Source organism: Pseudarthrobacter sp. C4D7 (genome assembly GCF_013359725.1).
Taxonomy (GTDB): Bacteria; Actinomycetota; Actinomycetes; order Actinomycetales; family Micrococcaceae; genus Arthrobacter.
Genome location: NZ_JABFMW010000006.1, coordinates 31,434 through 48,115, shown reverse-complemented (window position 1 = coordinate 48,115; position 16,682 = coordinate 31,434). Strand labels below are relative to the sequence as shown.

Genomic DNA, 16,682 nt, shown 5'->3' with positions numbered 1-16,682 from the left:
CGACCGGGGCAGGAACAGGAAAGCGGCGGACATCCCCCTGCCGGGAGGTGTCCGCCGCCTGGTCCTGATACGGTTCTGTGGTGCTACTTCCTGGCTGAGTCGATCATGCTCTTGGCTTCCTGCATCAGGCCCTTGGCAGCATCAGCAGGTGACTTGCGGTCGAACAGCACATCAGTGCTGTAGCGCTGGATCAGCGCCTGGACCCCGGACGAACCGGTGGGAGGAACGGGCGGGACGCCCTTCAGGTCCGGCCTGATGTCCTTCAGGAATGCCGCGGCGGCTTTGTCCGCCGGCGTCAGCAGCGGGTCGATGGCCGTCTGGACGTCCGAGTTGGTCGGGAAGCCACGCTCGGTCAGGATCGTCTTGGCTGAATCCAGGTTGTTGAGCATGTAATTGACTACCTCCGCGGCTTCCTTCGGGTGCTTGCTGCGGGAGGAGACGGACCAGAACATGGACGGCTTGTACGACATGCCGTTGTCCTTGGCGCTGCCGGTGGAACTGGGGGCCCGCAGGATTTTCACCTCGGTCTTCAGGGCTGACTGGAGGGCGTTGACCTGGTTGGTCCACCACCAGGACATGGCGGTCTTACCGGTGGCGAACAGGGTCTGCTCCACCGGGGCGCTGATGTCCTCGGTGGCGATGTTGGCCGGAGGGGCCGCTCCCTGGTTGCGCAGGTTCAGGATGTTCTGGAAGAAGGAGGTGGCTGTGTCCTCCTTGAAGCCGAGGCCACCATCAGCCGAGTACAGCGACTCGCCGTGCTGCATGGCCCACGTGTTGAGGTCGGAGTCAGTCAGTGAGTAGGAACTGCCGTAGTTGGTCTGGCCGGCCTTGGTTGCGGCTGCGGCGATCTGGGCTGCTGTCTTGGTGAAATCCTCCCAGGTCCAGGTCTTGTCGTCCGGGATGGGCACCCCATAGTCCTGGAACATTTTGGTGTTGATCATGACGGCCTTGGCATTCTGGCCGGTGCTCAGCCCGTACTGCTTGCCGTCCACCTGGCCGGACTTGAGCGCATCCTGGTCGATCTTGGCGGTATCGATATTCTGCTGCTTCGAAAGGTCCAGCAGGGCCCCGCGCCCGCCGTACTCGGCGATGTAGGCCTGATCCATCTGGATGACGTCGGGGGAGTCGTTGGCGGCCGTCGTGGTGGCCAGTTTGTCCCAGTAGCTGCTCCACACGCCGGGTTCGGCCTGGATCCTGATATTGGGGTGCGACGCCTGGAAGGCATCGATGACCTGCTGCGTCTGCTTGTTGCGCAGGTCGTTGCCCCACCAGGTGAAGCGGACAGTGACGTTGCCGCCGCTGTCGCCGGACGAGGGGGACGAGCAGCCGGAGGCGAGCATGGCCACTGCGGAAGCCGCGGCGAGGGCCTTGGCCACCCTGCCGGTGCGAAGAGGAGTCTTCATTGACCAACCTTGACTTTCTGAATGGGCCTTCAGATTGAAGCGAGAAATCGTTTTCTCACTGCAGGAGATTATTTCAACCGCGCAGTCCGGAGGTCAATGGGTATTTGGAAACCGTTATCCGGCGGCCTTGGACCGGACGGGCCGCCGTCGCTGCGGATACCTGTGGGGTACAGTTATAGGCACGTAGGGGAGTATCCCAAAGCGCTACGATCGTCAACACGCAGGGCACAGCTGCCCCGCCGGGCGTAGCGGGCCGCCGCATCAGCACAAAGTGCACAGGCAGGCCGGAGAGACTTACACCATTTTTGTGTACCCTGCGAAAGGCTTCACTGTGCTCGATTTGCCCGTGTGGTTTGAGGTCGGCTCGTTCGCCGTCCTCGGCCTGATTCTCCTGATCGATCTCCTCCTGGTGGTGCGGCGTCCGCACGAGCCGTCCATGAAGGAAGCCGGTCTGTGGGTGGCCTTCTATGTCACCCTGGCCCTGGCCTTCGCCGGCGCCATGTTCGCCTTCACCGGGCCCGAATTCGGCAGCCAGTTCGTGGCGGGCTGGGTGACCGAGTACAGCCTCAGCATCGACAACCTCTTCGTCTTCATCATCATCATGGCCCGGTTCTCGGTACCGCGGAAATACCAGCAGGAAGTGTTGATGGTGGGCATCATCATCGCGCTTATCCTTCGCGGCATCTTCATCCTGCTGGGCGCGATCGTCATTGAGCAGTTCAGCTGGGTGTTCTACATCTTCGGCGCGTTCCTGCTGTGGACTGCCTGGAAGCAGGCGCAGGATGAGGGCGAGGAGGAAGAGGACCGGGAGAACCCGCTGATTGCGAGGATCCGCAAGGTGGTCCCGATGTCGGAGAAGTTCGACGGCGGCAAGCTGCGCACTGTGGTCAACGGCAAGAAGGTCTTCACCCCCATGGTGATCGTCTTCATCACCATCGGCCTCACGGACCTGCTGTTCGCGGTGGACTCCATCCCCGCGATCTTCGGCCTGACCCAGAGCCCCTTCATCGTCTTTACCGCCAACCTGTTTGCCCTGATGGGCCTGCGGCAGCTGTACTTCCTGCTGGGTGGCCTGATGAACCGGCTCATCTACCTCAAGCACGCCCTGTCCTTCATCCTGGCGTTCATCGGCGTCAAGCTTGTCCTTCACGCCATGCACGTCAACGAGCTGCCGTTCATCAACGGTGGCCGGCACATCGAATGGGCGCCCGAGATCCCCACCTTCGTGTCGCTTGCCGTCATTGTCGGCACCATCATTGTCGCCGTCGTCGCCAGCCTGCTCAGCTCCAAGGCGCAGGCTGCCACGGTGGATCCGCGCCTCGAAGAGGACGCCAGGAAGAGCCACAGCGACGCAGAGTAAGCGGACGCCGGCGCACTTCCGCCGGGCAATCGCCAGCATCAATCCCGGCCGCCTGAGCGGCCGGGATTGATGCTTTAAGCCGCCGCTGCACGGACGGGTTTCCGCCCCCTGCAGGCTGTGCCGGTGCAGGACTATGCTCGGAGCATGGCCCGCCCACTTGTCATGGATCAGGGTGCCCGCCAGGTGCAGCGGCGTACCGTATTGCTCCTGAGCGTGGCCCAGGTATTTGGTGGACTCGGAACAGGATCAACGGTGTCCATCGGTTCCATCCTGGCCGTGGAGCTTTCCGGTTCCAGTGCCTGGGCAGGCTCCGTGTCCACGATGATGACCCTTGGCGCCGCGGCTGCTGCACTTCCGCTGGCATCGCTGGCCGAACGGCGGGGCCGGAGGGCCGGCCAGGTTGCCGGCCTGTCGGCAGCCCTGGCAGGCGCGGTCCTCATGGTGGGCGCAGTTGCCACCGGCCTTTTCATCCTGCTAATCCTGGGCTCCGCCGGCATCGGCGTTGGTACGGCAGCGAGCCTGCAGGCACGGTTTGCCGCGGTGGACCTTGCCTCGCCCGAACACCGCGGAAGGGCACTGTCCACCGTGGTCTGGGCCGTCACGGTCGGTGCCGTGGCCGGGCCCAACCTGATCCAGCCCGGAACGGCAGTGGGAACGGCGCTGGGCCTTCCGCCCATCGCCGGCCCGTTCGTCATCTCCGGGGCAGGCCTCTTTATCGCCGCCGTGCTTCTCTTTGCCGGTCTTCGCCCGGACCCGCTGCTGCTGGCGCGGCGCCTGGCTGCGGCCACCAGCGCCGCACCGGAACCAGGTCCCCGGACAGCGCCGGCGGCGCCCGCCACCCGGGGGTCGCTGGGCCGCGGGCTGCGGGCCATCCGGGGCTCCCGGACGGCGCTGCTGGCGGTCACCGCCGTCGTCGCAGCGCACGCGGTCATGGTGGGGATCATGTCCATGACCCCGCTGCACCTGCAACACCTGGTGGAAGGCCCGGGCCAGCATGGGGGCCATATCGCGCAGGGTGATGTCCTGGTGATCATCGGGTTCACCATTTCGCTGCACATCGCGGGCATGTTCGCGCTGTCCCCGGTGATGGGCTGGCTGACCGACAGGGCAGGCAGGATCGAGACCGTCATTCTCGGGTTCGTGCTGCTGATTGCCGCGGCAGCCGTGGCCGGCTTCGGCCAGTCCTCCACCGGCGCCGTGGCGGCGGGACTCGTCTTCCTTGGCCTCGGGTGGTCCGCTGCCACTATTTCCGGGTCCACCCTGCTGGCCGAGAGCGTGGACCAGGACGCCCGGGTGGCCGTCCAGGGCGTTTCGGACATGCTGATGGGAGCCGCGGGCGCTGCAGGCGGTGCCGTTTCCGGGCTGGTCCTGGGCTTTACCGGCTACCTTGGCCTGAACCTGGCGGGCGGCACGGTGGGGGCGGCCGTCCTGGCTGCAGCCGTCGTTACCCGCGCCTCACGCCGGCGCTCAGCGGCCGCCTGAGCGGGCCATGCCCAGCAGCCGGGCGAAGATCCTCTCGCCGTCGTCGGCGATTCCGTCGTGATGGAAGTCCGCTGTCTCCCAGACCTGCAGCCCCTGGACGGCTGCCGCCGTCTTCAGTGACAGCTCCCGGTCAACGTAGATGTCGTCCGAATAGACCGCCGCTGCCACGGGAACTGTGTTTGCGGCCAGCATCTCGGGATCGTAGAGCGGCGTCCAGTCCTGCTTGGCAGCCAGCAGGCCGGCCACTTCCTGCAGCGGCTGGAGGGCCGGGTCCTGCTCGAAGTACCACGGGTACACCATTTCGCCGGTGAGCAGCAGGGGTTCGGCGTCGGGCCTGAACCACGGGTTTTCGCCGAGCATCCGCCAGGCTGACCAGTTGGTGGCCTGCTCCTGGCCGTAGATGGATTCATGCATCAGGGCGTACAGCGGGTTGGACCGGCGGGAGACCACACTGTGAAGCTGTTCGAGGAAGGGGTCCGAGAGCCCGGCGCCCCCGGCGGTGTCCGTGAAGGCGTCTTCCAGCAGGTGGTGCAGGCTGTCCACCCGGGTGTTGCCGCCCAGGAAGGCGCCTGCCATCTGGAACCGGCCCACGGTGAGCGGGCTGCCATCGGGCAGGAACTCCGGGGTGCGGCGCAGGTGGCCGGCGATCCGTTCCACCATCTCCCGGTCTTCCGGATACCAGCCAAAGTATTCTTCGTTCCGTGCCGCCACGCGTTGGTAGGTGGCCCTGTAGACGTCGTCCGCGCTGCCGGTGAGGGGGGCCAGGCCGCCCGTGATCAGGGCTTCGCGCAGCCCTTCCGGGGCGAAGGACAGGTACGTCAGGGCGCAGAAACCGCCATAGCTTTGGCCGTAGATGGTCCAGGGAGGAGAACCCAGGGCCCGGCGGATCAGCTCGGCATCGGCCACGATCGAATCGGCCCGGAAGTGCTCCAGGTAAGCTGCCTGGTCCGCAGCCGATCCGCGGAGGGGCAATGTCCTGCGGTCCACCGGCGTCGAGAGGCCGGTGCCGCGCTGATCCAGCATCAGGATGCGGAACTCCTGCGCAGCAGCCTTGCTCCAGCCGCCCAGGGAGCCCCACCGGTTGCCGCGGCCGCCCGGGCCGCCCTGCAGGAAGAGGAGCCACGGAAGGTGGGCGGCAGCCTCTTCGCTGTGCGCCGCAGAGACGTACTCGCGGGCGAAAACCGTGATCGTTTCCGCTGACCCGCCAGTCGGCGCCGAATGGTCCAGCGGAACGGTGAAGTAGTGCTCCACCGTCCGCATGCCGCGGAAGTCGTGCGTGGCCCTGACCTCATGTCCCGCAGCGCGGGGCACTCTCCGGTGCACCTCAGCCACGGGCCGGGGTGGTTACGGAGTCGAGGGCGCCGGAGCTGCCAAACCGGTCCAGCTCCTCGCCGGTGAGCCGGAAGGTGGACCACCCGTCCATGGGGCGGGCGCCCAGGCGGCGGTAGAAATTGATGGAGGGCTCGTTCCAGTCCAGCACGCTCCATTCCACGCGGGCGTAGCCGTTCTCCACGGCGATCCCGGCAAGGTGCTGCAGCAGCGCCTTGCCGTGCCCCTCACCGCGTGCCTCCGGGCTGACGTACAGGTCCTCGAGGTAGATCCCGTGCACGCCTTCCCACGTGGAGTAGTTCAGGAACCACAGCGCGAACCCCTGCACGTCGCCTGAGGCATTTTCCGCCATGATGGCGAACACCCGCGGGTTGTCTCCGAAGAGGACCTGCTCCAGCATGTCCGGGGTGTTCCGGACGGCGTCGGGTTCCTTCTCGTAATGGGCCAGTTCATGAATCATGCGGAGAATGGCGGGGACATCGTGCCGGGTTGCGGGGCGGATTACACTCATTGTTCGAGCTTACCGCCGGCCCGCCGGAGCATCGGGAGGCGAGGCACGGGGCAGCAGGTGGCCACGCACAGGGCCGGCCGTCGCTAGAGGCGGTTGACGTCCGTGACCTTGACCACGGCGGTCCCGGTGGCATCCGAACCGGCCAGGTCCACTTCCGCCGAAATGCCCCAGTCGTGGTTGCCGGCCGGATCGTCAAAGATCTGGCGGACCTTCCAGGTCCCGCGTTCCTCGGTAATGATCAGCAGGCCCGGACCGCGGGCGTCAGGGCCCGTCCCGATGTCGTCGTGTTCGTCGAAGAAGTCATCCAGGGCGTCTTCCCAACGCTCGGCACTCCAGCCGGACCCGGCGTCGAGCTCTCCCAGCGCGGTGGCGTCTTCGTCGGCGAACAATTCCACGCGGCGGAACATCTCGTTGCGGACCATCACCCGGAACGCGCGGATGTTGGCGGTGAGCGACGGCGGGGGAGGCGGCGGCGCGTCGTGGGGCGTGGGCGCCGCACCGGACGTCAGCTCCTCCCACTCGTCCAGCAGGCTGGAGTCCACCTGCCGCACCAGTTCACCCAGCCACGCCACGAGGTCTTCGAGGTCCTCCCGGAGCATGTCCTGGGGCACAGTTTGCCGGAGCGCCTTGAAGGCGTCGGCCAGGTACCGCAGCACGATGCCTTCGGACCGTGCCAGGCCGTAGAACTGGACAAACTCGCCAAAGTTCATGGCCCGCTCGTACATGTCGCGGACCACGGACTTGGGTGCCAGTTCGAAGTCGCCCACCCATGGGGCAGCCTTCCGGTACACCTCAAACGCTTCGCCCAGGATCTCCGCCAGCGGCTGGGGGTAGGTGACCTCGTCCAGCATGGCCATGCGCTGGTCATAGTCGATGCCGTCGGCCTTCATGGCCGCCACCGCTTCGCCGCGGGCCTTCTTCTGCTGCGCGGACAGGATCTGCCGGGGTTTCTCCAGCGTCGCCTCGATCACGGACACCACGTCCAGGGCGTACGACGGCGACTCCGGGTCGAGGAGTTCCAGGGCGGCGAGCGCGAAGGGGGAGAGCGGCTGGTTCAGGGCGAAGTTGGGCTGCAGGTGCACCGTCAGCCGGACGGTGCGGCCATCGGGCCCCTGCTCTTCCGGCGGGATCCGCTCGATGACTTCCGCGGCGAGGAGCTCCCGGTAAATGCCCAGGGCCCTCTTCATGAGCCGCAGTTGGCTGGCACGCGGCTCGTGGTTTTCCGTGAGCAGCCGCCGGGCCGCTGCGAAGGGATCGCCGGGCCGTTCCATCAGGTTCATCAGCATGGCGTGGGTCACCGTGAAACTGGAGGTGAGCGGGTCCGGGACGGACTCCACCAGCCGCTTGAACGTGGGCTCACCCCAGGAAACGAAACCTTCGGGCGGCTTCTTCTTCACCACCTGGCGCAGCTTCTTCTGGTCGTCGCCAAACTTGGCCGTGGCCTTCGCCATCGCCTTGACGTTTTCGATCACGTGCTCGGGTGCCTGCACCACCACCGTCCCTGCGGTGTCGTAGCCCGCCCGGCCGGCCCGGCCCGCGATCTGGTGGAACTCGCGTGAGTTCAGCAGCCGGGTGCGGACGCCGTCGTACTTGCTCAGCGCGGTGAGCAGCACGGTGCGGATGGGGACGTTGATTCCCACCCCCAGCGTGTCCGTCCCGCAGATCACCTTGAGGAGTCCGGCCTGGGCGAGCTGTTCCACGAGTCTCCGGTACTTGGGCAGCATTCCGGCGTGGTGGACACCGATCCCGTGCCGCACCAGCCGGTTCAGCGTCTTGCCGAACCCTGCGGCAAACCGGAAGTTGGCGATCAACTCCGCGATCTTGTCCTTTTCCTCCCGGGTGCACACGTTAATGCTCATGAGGTTCTGGGCGCGGTCTATCGCCTCCAGCTGGCTGAAATGCACCACGTAGACCGGCACCTGCTTCGTGGAGAGCAGTTCCTCCAGCGTCTCGTGGACCGGGGTCTGGTGGTAGTAGTAATGCAGCGGAATGGGCCGCTCCGCAGAACTGACCGTGGTGGTGGCCCGGCCCGTCAGGGTCGTGAGGCCCTCCTCGAACCGGGTGACGTCACCCAGGGTGGCGGACATCAGCAGGAACTGCGTCTGCGGGAGCTCCAGGAGCGGGACCTGCCAGGCCCAGCCCCGCTGCGGGTCGGAGTAGAAATGGAACTCGTCCATGATCACTGCGCCGAGGTCAGCGGCGGCGCCCTCCCGCAGGGCGATGTTGGCCAGGATTTCCGCGGTGCAGCAGATGATGGGCGCATCCTGGTTGACCCCGGAATCCCCGGTGATCATGCCGACGTTCTCCGCGCCGAAAATGTCGCAGAGCGCGAAGAACTTTTCGGACACCAAGGCTTTGATCGGAGCAGTGTAGTAACTGCGGCGGCCCTGCGCCATGGCCTGGAAATGCGCTGCGATGGCCACCAGCGACTTCCCGGACCCCGTGGGTGTGGCCAGGATGACGTTCGCTCCCGTGGCCAGCTCCATGATGGCCTCGTCCTGGGCCGGGTACAGGGACAGGCCCCGGCTTTCGGTCCACTCCACGAACCGGGTGTACAGGGCGTCGGGGTCGACGGCGGCGGCAGTGGGGGCGGACAGATCGCTCAGCTGGTCAACGAGTTTCATTGACTTAAACCTTAGTGCCACGTTGCGGACCGGTCGGGCGGTCCGGCCGGGCTAGGCTTCGCCTTGCCGCCCCACGTTGCACAACCTGGAGAAAATCATGAAATGGGACCCCGCAAAGTACATCAAATTCGATGACCACCGGAACAGGCCGTTCTTCGACCTCACCGGCCGGATCCAGGCCGAGCGCCCGGCGCTGGTTGTGGACCTGGGCTGCGGGCCCGGGAACCTGACGGCGTCGCTCGCCGGCCGGTGGACGGAAGCCCGGGTGGTCGGGCTGGACTCGTCCACCGACATGTTGGCGCGCGCCGCCCCGCTGGCAAAGGATTTTCCGGGCCTGTCCTTCGAACAGGCCGATATTGCCGCCTGGATGCCCGCCCCGGAGACGGACGTCGTGGTGACCAACGCCGCCCTGCAATGGGTGCCCGGACACCAGGACCTGATGCGCCGGTGGCTGGACGCCCTCCGCCCGGGATCCTGGTATGCCATGCAGGTGCCGGGAAACTTCAACGCCCCCTCGCATTCCCTCATGCGGGAACTCGCGGCGTCCAGCCGGTGGGCCGGCAAGCTGGACGGCGTCCTGCGGGGCGGCGAATCGGTGGGGGAGCCGGCGGACTACCTGGGCATCCTGCTCGACGCCGGTTATCTGGCGGACGCCTGGGAGACCACCTACCAGCAGGTCCTGCAGGGGCCCGACGCCGTGCTGGAGTGGGTCCGCGGCACGGCCCTGCGGCCGGTCGTGGCCGTCCTTGGCGGGGACGATGCGCAAGAGTTCGAAGCGGAATACGCAGCTGCGCTGCGCGAGGCCTACCCACAGGGGGCGCACGGCACCGTCTTCCCGTTCCGGCGGATCTTCGCTGTCGGCCGGAAAGAGCACTCACCGGGTGCAGCACGCGTGTAAACCGCCCAGTCACGGGACGTGACAACACCTGAAAGTGATCTGGCTTACAATTGCCTCTGTGCTTCGGGGGTCAAGCCGCTGGCCCCTCTTCGGCCGTAGGCAACTGCAGGGGGTATTTTGCTGGTCGGACTTCTCAAGCGGCAGCTCGCCGGCAAGCGGGCGCAACTGTGGGCGATCATTGTCCTGCAGCTGGTGCAGGCGGGGACAAACCTGTTGCTGCCCACCGTGAACGCGGCCATCATCGATGACGGGATCGTGGCGGGGGAGCCCCAGGTGATTACGCGGCTCGGCCTGCTCATGGCCGCCATCGCGGTGGTGCAGGCAGCGTCCGCCATCGCGGCCGGATACCTTGGCGCCGTCGTCGCCATGGGTATCGGGCGCCGGCTGCGGGCGGAGGTCTTCGGCCGGATCCAGACGCTGTCCTCCCAGGATGTTGCCCTCTTCGGAACCCAAAGCCTCACCACCCGCGCCACCAACGATGTCCAGCAGATCCAGGCGTTTGCGCTGCTGGTTTTCACCATGCTCTTCGCGGGCCCCGCCATGGGGGTTGGTGGAATAGTGCTCGCCGTGCAGCAGGATGTGGCGCTGTCCGTCGTGGTGATTGTCATCGTGCCCCTGCTGCTGCTGATCATGTACGTGATCGTCCGCCGGCTCATTCCGCTCTACCGGGACGGCCAGGAACTGCTGGACCGCTCCGGCGGCATCCTGCGGGAACAGATCATCGGGGTGGACGTGATCCGCGCCTTTGTCCGGCAGGGCCATGAAACGCAGCGTTTCGCGGCCGTCAACGCCCGGCTCACTGCCAACAATCTCCGGTCGGCGCTGGTAGTGGCCGCCATGCTGCCCGTGATCATGCTGGTGGTCAACGCAAGCTCCGTGGCCGTGGTGTGGTTCGGCGGCCACCGCATCCAGGCCGGACTCATGAACCTCGGGGCGCTAACGGCCTTTATTGCCTACATCATGCAGATCCTGCTGGCCATCATGATGTCCATGTACGTCCTGATGACGGCACCGCGGGCCGCCGTCTGCGCCGAACGCATCCAGGCGGTCCTGGACACCGAACCGTCCGTCAGCACCGACGTCCGGCAAACACAGACCCAGGCGGACCTGTCTGGTCCGGCAGCCCTCACCTTCCACAGCGTGGGCTTCTCCTATCCGGGGGCTGAAGCCCCCGTGCTGCAGGACATCAGTTTTACCGCTTTGCCCGGTACCACCACGGCCATCGTGGGAGCCACCGGCAGCGGTAAGACCACGTTGCTGAACCTGATCCCGCGGTTCATTGACCCCACGGAAGGCCGCATCACCCTGGCCGCCCACGACATCCGGAACCTGCCCCTGGACCAGCTGCGGGCCGCCATGGCGCTCGTGCCCCAGCAGTCACACCTGTTCACCGGCACTATCGCGGACAACCTGCGCATGGCTGCGCCCGGGGCTGCAGACTCCGCACTGTGGTCTGCCCTTGAGACAGCGCAGACCATGCGGTTCATGGCAGACCTCCCGTTGGGGCTTGACACGCCCGTGGGGCAGGGCGGGGCCAGCCTGTCTGGCGGACAGCGGCAGCGGCTGTGCATCGCCAGGGCCCTCTTACGGAGAGCGCCGCTCTACTTGTTCGACGACAGTTTCTCCGCCCTGGACTACGACACTGACACCAGGCTGCGGCAGGCCCTGGGGCAGGCGCTCGCGGACTCGACGGTTGTCATGGTGGCTGAGCGCATCTCGGCCGTGGAGGACGCGGACCTCATTTTGGTGCTCGACGGCGGCCGCCTCGTCGCCCAGGGCACGCACCGGGAGTTGCTGGAAACGTCCGCCACGTACCGCGAAATTGCCGACTCCCAGCTGGCGCTGGGTGGCACCCTGTGACGGCAGGGCAGGACGGCGGGGAACCGGCCTACCGGTTCTGGCCCACGGCCGGCAGGCTCCTTGGCCTGCTGCGGCCCTTCCGCCTGCAGATGCTGGGCGCCGTGGGATCCACCTGTGCCTTCGCCGTCCTGAACGTGGCAGCCCCAAAGTACCTGGGTGATGCCACCGATGAGGTGGTGGAGGGCGTGCTCCGCGGCACCTTGGACCAGCGCCTCGGAGTGCTCCTGGCGGCGGTGGCCACGATGTACGTGTTCGCTTCCCTGTTCAACTGGATCCAGGGCGCGTTGACGTCCCGCGCCGTGCAGGGGCTCATGTTTGGCCTGCGCGGATCGGTGGAGGACAAGCTGCACCGCCTGCCATCCACGTATTTTCGCGAGCGTTCCCGCGGCGACGTGCTGAGCCGGGCCACCAACGACATCGACAACATCGCCCAGGCCCTGAACCAGGTCCTGACCCAGCTCATCGTGTCCGTCCTGATGCTGTGCGGCTCGCTGGCCATGATGCTGTGGATTTCTCCCCTGCTCGCAGCGATCGCCATTGCCACCGTCCCTGTCTCCACGCTGATCACCGTCCTGGTTGCCAAGCGGTCCCAGGAGCATTTCGACCGGCAGTGGAAGGAAACCGGCGAACTGAACAGCCACGTGGAGGAATTCATCAGTGGCCACGAAGTCATCAAGGCCTTTGGCCGGCAGGAACAGGCGGCGGAAATCTTCACCCGCAGCAACGTCCGCCTGGCCCGGGCGGCCGCCAGGGCGCAGTATTCAGCCGGGGTAGTCCAGCCGCTCATGGTGCTGATGTCCAACCTGAACTACATCGCCGTTGCGGTGGTGGGAGCCCTGCAGGTCATCGCCGGGGCCATGACCATCGGCGGAGTCCAGGCCTTCATCCAGTTCAGCCGGCTGTTCACCCAGCCGGTGGGGCAAATCGGCGGACTGTTAAATGTCATGCAGTCCTGCGCCGCGTCCGCAGCAAGGGTCTTCGCGCTCCTGGACGCCGGTGAGGACCCGCCGGAGCCGGGCGGGCAGGACATCCCCGCCCCGGCCGCCGGCCGGATCGGCTTTCACGACGTCACGTTCGGCTACCCGGGTGCCGTCCCCGCCGTCCGCAACCTGACCTTTGCCGTGGAGCCGGGGCAGGCGGTGGCCATCGTCGGCCATACCGGTGCGGGCAAGAGCACGGTGGTGAACCTCCTCATGCGCTTCCTGGAACCCTCGTCGGGCCATATCACCCTGGGCGGCCAGGACATCGCCGCAATTCCCCGCGACAAGCTCCGGGCCCAGTTCGGTGTCGTCCTGCAGGATTCGTGGCTTTTCGACGGGAGCATCAGAGAAAACATTGCCTACGGCCTGCCGGGGGCGCCGGATGCGGCAATCGTTGCTGCTGCGGAGGCCACCTGCGCGGACCGCTTCATCAGGTCCCTGCCCCATGGGTACGCCACCCTGCTGGAAAACGGAGGCGAGCCACTCAGCCAGGGCCAGCGCCAACTGCTCACCATTGCCAGGGCCCAGCTTGCCGGGCGGGCCATCCTGGTCCTGGACGAAGCCACCAGCTCCGTGGATTCCCGGACGGAACTGCTGATCCGCCAGGCCATGCAGCGGCTCCGCCACGGCCGGACCAGCTTCATGATCGCCCACCGTTTGTCCACTATCCGGAACGCTGATCTAATTCTCGTCATGGACCACGGACGCATCGTCGAGCAGGGAACACACGAAACCCTGCTTGCCGCCAACAGTTACTACGCCAAGCTGTACAACGCCCAGTTCGCCGAACGGGACGGCCGGGCCGAGGTACTGGAGGGCGGCCTGTGAGCACCGCGGGGGAATTCCCCGGCTCATGGCGGCCCAACCCGGCCAGCAGTGTTGCGCTCTTCGAACAATTGCGGCTCCAGGTCATCCATTTGGCGGACAACGGCTCGCTGGCGCCCGGCACCAGGCTCCCGGCTGTGCGGGCACTCGCGGAGAAAATTGACGTGGCACCGCACACCGTGGCCCGGGCTTACAAGGAGCTCGAAGCGGCCGGCATTGTTGCCACCCGTGGACGCAATGGAACAGTCGTCTCGCCCCGGGATGAACGGCTGGGGGGCCTGTCCGAAGCCGCCGCCGCATACGCCGCCGTCGCCAAATCCCAAGGCGCCAGCTTTGCTGAGGCCGTAAAGCTCCTGGCCGCCGCCTACGATGTTCCCTGAGGGCGGAACCGTCAGTGTTCGAAAAAGTTTTCGATTAGCATTATGGGGTGCCTAAAGCCTTAGCTGAAGAAACCCCTGCCCCCTCCACGTCCGCCGCCGTCCCCTCCGCGGCTTCTCCGCAGCGGCCGGACCTCTCCCGCCTCGTGGTGAAGGGCGCGCGGGAGCACAACCTGCGCAACGTGGACCTGGACCTGCCGCGCGATGCCATGATCGTCTTCACCGGGCTCTCCGGTTCCGGCAAGTCATCCCTGGCATTCGACACCATCTTCGCGGAAGGCCAGCGGCGGTACGTGGAATCGCTCTCCGCCTATGCGCGCCAGTTCCTGGGCCAGGTGGACAAGCCCGACGTCGATTTCATCGAGGGCCTCTCCCCGGCGGTTTCCATTGACCAGAAGTCCACCAGCAAGAACCCGCGCTCCACGGTGGGCACCATCACCGAAATCTACGACTACATGCGCCTGCTGTGGGCTCGCGTGGGCAGGCCGCACTGCCCCGTCTGCGGTGAGCCGGTGTCCAAGCAGACCCCGCAGCAGATCGTGGACCAGCTCCTGGAACTTGACGAAGGCACCCGCTTCCAGGTCCTGGCGCCGGTGGTCCGCGGACGCAAGGGCGAGTTCGTTGACCTCTTCAAGGAACTGACCGCAAAGGGATACTCGCGGGCACGGGTGGACGGCAACCTGGTCCAGCTGAGCGATCCTCCCAAGCTGGGCAAGCAGTTCAAGCACACCATCGAGGTGGTGGTTGACCGCCTGGTGGTCAAGGAAGGCATCAGCCAGCGCCTCACGGACTCCATCGAGACTGCCCTCGGACTGTCCGAGGGCCGGGTCCTGGCTGAGTTCGTGGACCTTGAGGAGGACGCGCCCGGGCGGATCCGGGCCTTCTCCGAGAACCTTGCCTGCCCCAACGAGCACCCCCTCGCCATCGATGAGATCGAGCCCCGCTCCTTCTCGTTCAACAACCCGTTTGGCGCCTGCGCTGCCTGCAGTGGAATCGGCACCCGGCTGGAAGTGGACGAGGAACTCATCGTCCCCAACCCTGAACTGTCCCTCTCGGAGGGAGCCATTGCGCCGTGGTCGCTGGGAACCGCCACCACGGAGTACTGGAACCGCCTCCTTGAGGGCCTGGCCAAGGAAGTCGGCTTCTCCATGGCCACTCCGTGGGAGAAGCTGGGCAAGGATGTGCGCCAGACCATCCTGCACGGCAAGGACCACAAGGTGGTGGTGCAGTACCGCAACCGCTTTGGCCGGGAACGCAAGTACAGCACCGGCTTCGAAGGTGCCATCCAGTACGTCCACCGCAAGCACGGCGAAACCGATTCCGACTGGGCCCGCGACCGCTATGAGGAGTACATGCGGCAGGTTCCCTGCCCCGCCTGCAACGGTGCCCGCCTCAATCCGGCATCCCTGTCTGTGCTGATCAACGGCAAGTCCATCGCCGAAGTCGCAGCGCTGCCCATGCGGAACTGCGCGGACTTCCTGAACAACCTGGTGCTGACCGGACGCGAAGCACAGATCGCCCACCAGGTCCTCAAAGAGATCCAGGCACGCCTGACCTTTCTCCTGGACGTCGGCCTGGAATACCTCAACCTCGAGCGTCCCTCTGCCACCCTTTCCGGCGGCGAAGCGCAGCGCATCCGGCTCGCCACCCAGATCGGTTCCGGCCTGGTGGGCGTGCTCTACGTCCTGGACGAACCCTCCATCGGCCTGCACCAGCGGGACAACCGCCGACTGATCGAGACCCTCACCCGGCTGCGCGACATGGGAAACACCCTGATCGTCGTCGAGCACGACGAGGACACCATCCACGTGGCCGACTGGATCGTGGACATTGGCCCCGGCGCCGGCGAGCACGGCGGCCAGGTGGTGCATTCGGGCACCTACAAGGACCTGCTGGACAACACGGAGTCGCTGACCGGTGACTACCTGTCCGGCCGCAAGGCCATCGAGGTGCCCAAGAAACGCCGCAAGTACGACAAAAAACGTGAAATCAAGGTGGTGGGCGCCCGGGAGAACAACCTGGTTAACGTCGATGCCGCCTTCCCGCTGGGCCTCTTCACCGCCGTGACGGGCGTGAGCGGCTCGGGCAAGTCCACCCTGGTCAACGAGATTCTTTACAAAGTCCTGGCGAACAAGCTCAATGGTGCCAAGCAGGTGGCGGGCCGGCACAAGACGGTCCAGGGCCTGGAGCACCTGGACAAGGTGGTCCACGTGGACCAAAGCCCCATCGGCCGTACCCCGCGCTCCAACCCGGCCACCTACACGGGCGTCTTCGACAACATCCGCAAGCTCTTCGCCGAGACCACAGAGGCCAAGGTACGCGGCTACCTTCCCGGCCGTTTCTCCTTCAACGTCAAGGGCGGCCGCTGCGAAGCATGCTCCGGAGACGGCACGCTGAAGATCGAGATGAATTTCCTGCCGGACGTCTACGTTCCGTGCGAGGTCTGCCACGGAGCCCGCTACAACCGGGAAACCCTGGAAGTCCACTACAAGGGCAAGACCATTGCCGACGTCCTCAACATGCCCATTGAGGAGGGCGCTGAGTTCTTCGCAGCGTTTTCACCCATCGCACGGCACCTGAACACGCTGGTGGACGTGGGACTGGGCTATGTCCGCCTGGGCCAGCCGGCCACTACCCTCTCGGGCGGCGAGGCACAGCGCGTCAAGCTCGCGGCGGAACTGCAGAAGCGATCCAACGGCCGCAGCATTTACGTCCTCGACGAGCCCACCACGGGTCTGCACTTCGAAGACATCCGGAAGCTGCTCATGGTCCTGCAGGGGCTGGTGGACAAGGGCAACACGGTCATCACCATCGAACACAACCTCGATGTCATCAAGAGCGCAGACTGGCTGGTGGACCTCGGGCCGGACGGAGGTTCCGGCGGCGGCCAGATCGTCGCGGCCGGAACGCCGGAGCAGGTGGCCAAGTCCGCCACCAGCCACACCGGGAAGTTCCTGGCCGAAATACTCGGCTGACCGCTCCGGACCGCACCGAAGTATTCCCCCGCGGGAATGCGAGTTTCAGGCATTACTG

11 protein-coding genes are annotated in these 16,682 nt (G+C 66.0%); 7 read left to right on the top strand and 4 right to left on the bottom strand.

What is annotated here, in order from left to right:
* Positions 1–83: 83 nt before the first annotated feature.
* Positions 84–1,403 carry an ABC transporter substrate-binding protein gene (locus HNO81_RS06600; protein WP_175317344.1) on the bottom strand — a complete coding sequence of 440 codons (1,320 nt, stop codon included), beginning with the start codon at positions 1,401–1,403 and terminating at the stop codon, positions 84–86.
* A 331-nt stretch (positions 1,404–1,734) separates the two neighbouring features.
* Here HNO81_RS06600 and HNO81_RS06595 point away from each other — a divergent pair, with 331 nt between their 5' ends.
* Together HNO81_RS06595 and HNO81_RS06590 are read left to right on the top strand one after the other, a co-directional pair.
* Positions 1,735–2,763, top strand: a complete 1,029-nt coding sequence (locus HNO81_RS06595; protein WP_175317343.1) for a TerC family protein — start codon at positions 1,735–1,737, stop codon at positions 2,761–2,763.
* Positions 2,764–2,907: 144 nt separating this feature from the next.
* A complete protein-coding gene (locus tag HNO81_RS06590) occupies positions 2,908–4,245 on the top strand; it encodes an MFS transporter (RefSeq protein WP_175317342.1) in 1,338 nt (445 codons plus the stop codon).
* Here the strand turns inward: HNO81_RS06590 and HNO81_RS06585 are convergent.
* From HNO81_RS06585 to HNO81_RS06575, 3 genes are all read right to left on the bottom strand, one after another.
* Positions 4,231–5,505 carry an alpha/beta fold hydrolase gene (locus HNO81_RS06585; protein ID WP_175317430.1) on the bottom strand — a complete coding sequence of 425 codons (1,275 nt, stop codon included), beginning with the start codon at positions 5,503–5,505 and terminating at the stop codon, positions 4,231–4,233. The genes HNO81_RS06590 and HNO81_RS06585 overlap by 15 nt on opposite strands.
* 64 nt (positions 5,506–5,569) lie before the next feature.
* Entirely contained in the window at positions 5,570–6,085 is a 516-nt protein-coding gene (locus HNO81_RS06580; RefSeq protein ID WP_175317341.1) for a GNAT family N-acetyltransferase, read from the bottom strand.
* Positions 6,086–6,168: 83 nt separating this feature from the next.
* The gene (locus HNO81_RS06575) at positions 6,169–8,709 is read right to left on the bottom strand and encodes an RNA helicase (RefSeq protein ID WP_175317340.1); all 2,541 of its coding nucleotides are present in this window, start codon (positions 8,707–8,709) and stop codon (positions 6,169–6,171) included.
* A gap of 97 nt (positions 8,710–8,806) precedes the next feature.
* Between HNO81_RS06575 and HNO81_RS06570 the strand changes: the two genes are divergently transcribed.
* From HNO81_RS06570 to uvrA, 5 genes are all read left to right on the top strand, one after another.
* Positions 8,807–9,607 carry a trans-aconitate 2-methyltransferase gene (locus tag HNO81_RS06570; protein ID WP_175317339.1) on the top strand — a complete coding sequence of 267 codons (801 nt, stop codon included), beginning with the start codon at positions 8,807–8,809 and terminating at the stop codon, positions 9,605–9,607.
* Between the two features lie 117 nt (positions 9,608–9,724).
* Positions 9,725–11,467 (top strand): ABC transporter ATP-binding protein, encoded by a 1,743-nt coding sequence (locus HNO81_RS06565; RefSeq protein ID WP_175317338.1) that lies wholly within the window; start codon positions 9,725–9,727, stop codon positions 11,465–11,467.
* A gap of 89 nt (positions 11,468–11,556) precedes the next feature.
* Positions 11,557–13,275 carry an ABC transporter ATP-binding protein gene (locus tag HNO81_RS06560; protein WP_217509187.1) on the top strand — a complete coding sequence of 573 codons (1,719 nt, stop codon included), beginning with the start codon at positions 11,557–11,559 and terminating at the stop codon, positions 13,273–13,275.
* Positions 13,272–13,652 carry a GntR family transcriptional regulator gene (locus HNO81_RS06555; protein ID WP_175317336.1) on the top strand — a complete coding sequence of 127 codons (381 nt, stop codon included), beginning with the start codon at positions 13,272–13,274 and terminating at the stop codon, positions 13,650–13,652. Before HNO81_RS06560 ends, HNO81_RS06555 begins: the two co-directional genes overlap by 4 nt.
* Before the next feature lie 47 nt (positions 13,653–13,699).
* Positions 13,700–16,624, top strand: a complete 2,925-nt coding sequence (gene uvrA / locus HNO81_RS06550) for an excinuclease ABC subunit UvrA (RefSeq protein ID WP_175317335.1) — start codon at positions 13,700–13,702, stop codon at positions 16,622–16,624.
* Positions 16,625–16,682: the final 58 nt, after the last annotated feature.

Coding starts and splice junctions, on each gene's coding strand:
- HNO81_RS06600 (WP_175317344.1), bottom strand. CDS start 1,403: ATGAAGACTCCTCTTCGCACCGGCAGGGTGGCCAAGGCCCTCGCCGCG.
- HNO81_RS06560 (WP_217509187.1), top strand. CDS start 11,557: ATGCTGGGCGCCGTGGGATCCACCTGTGCCTTCGCCGTCCTGAACGTG.
- HNO81_RS06580 (WP_175317341.1), bottom strand. CDS start 6,085: ATGAGTGTAATCCGCCCCGCAACCCGGCACGATGTCCCCGCCATTCTC.
- HNO81_RS06585 (WP_175317430.1), bottom strand. CDS start 5,505: ATGCGGACGGTGGAGCACTACTTCACCGTTCCGCTGGACCATTCGGCG.
- HNO81_RS06590 (WP_175317342.1), top strand. CDS start 2,908: ATGGCCCGCCCACTTGTCATGGATCAGGGTGCCCGCCAGGTGCAGCGG.
- HNO81_RS06570 (WP_175317339.1), top strand. CDS start 8,807: ATGAAATGGGACCCCGCAAAGTACATCAAATTCGATGACCACCGGAAC.
- HNO81_RS06575 (WP_175317340.1), bottom strand. CDS start 8,709: ATGAAACTCGTTGACCAGCTGAGCGATCTGTCCGCCCCCACTGCCGCC.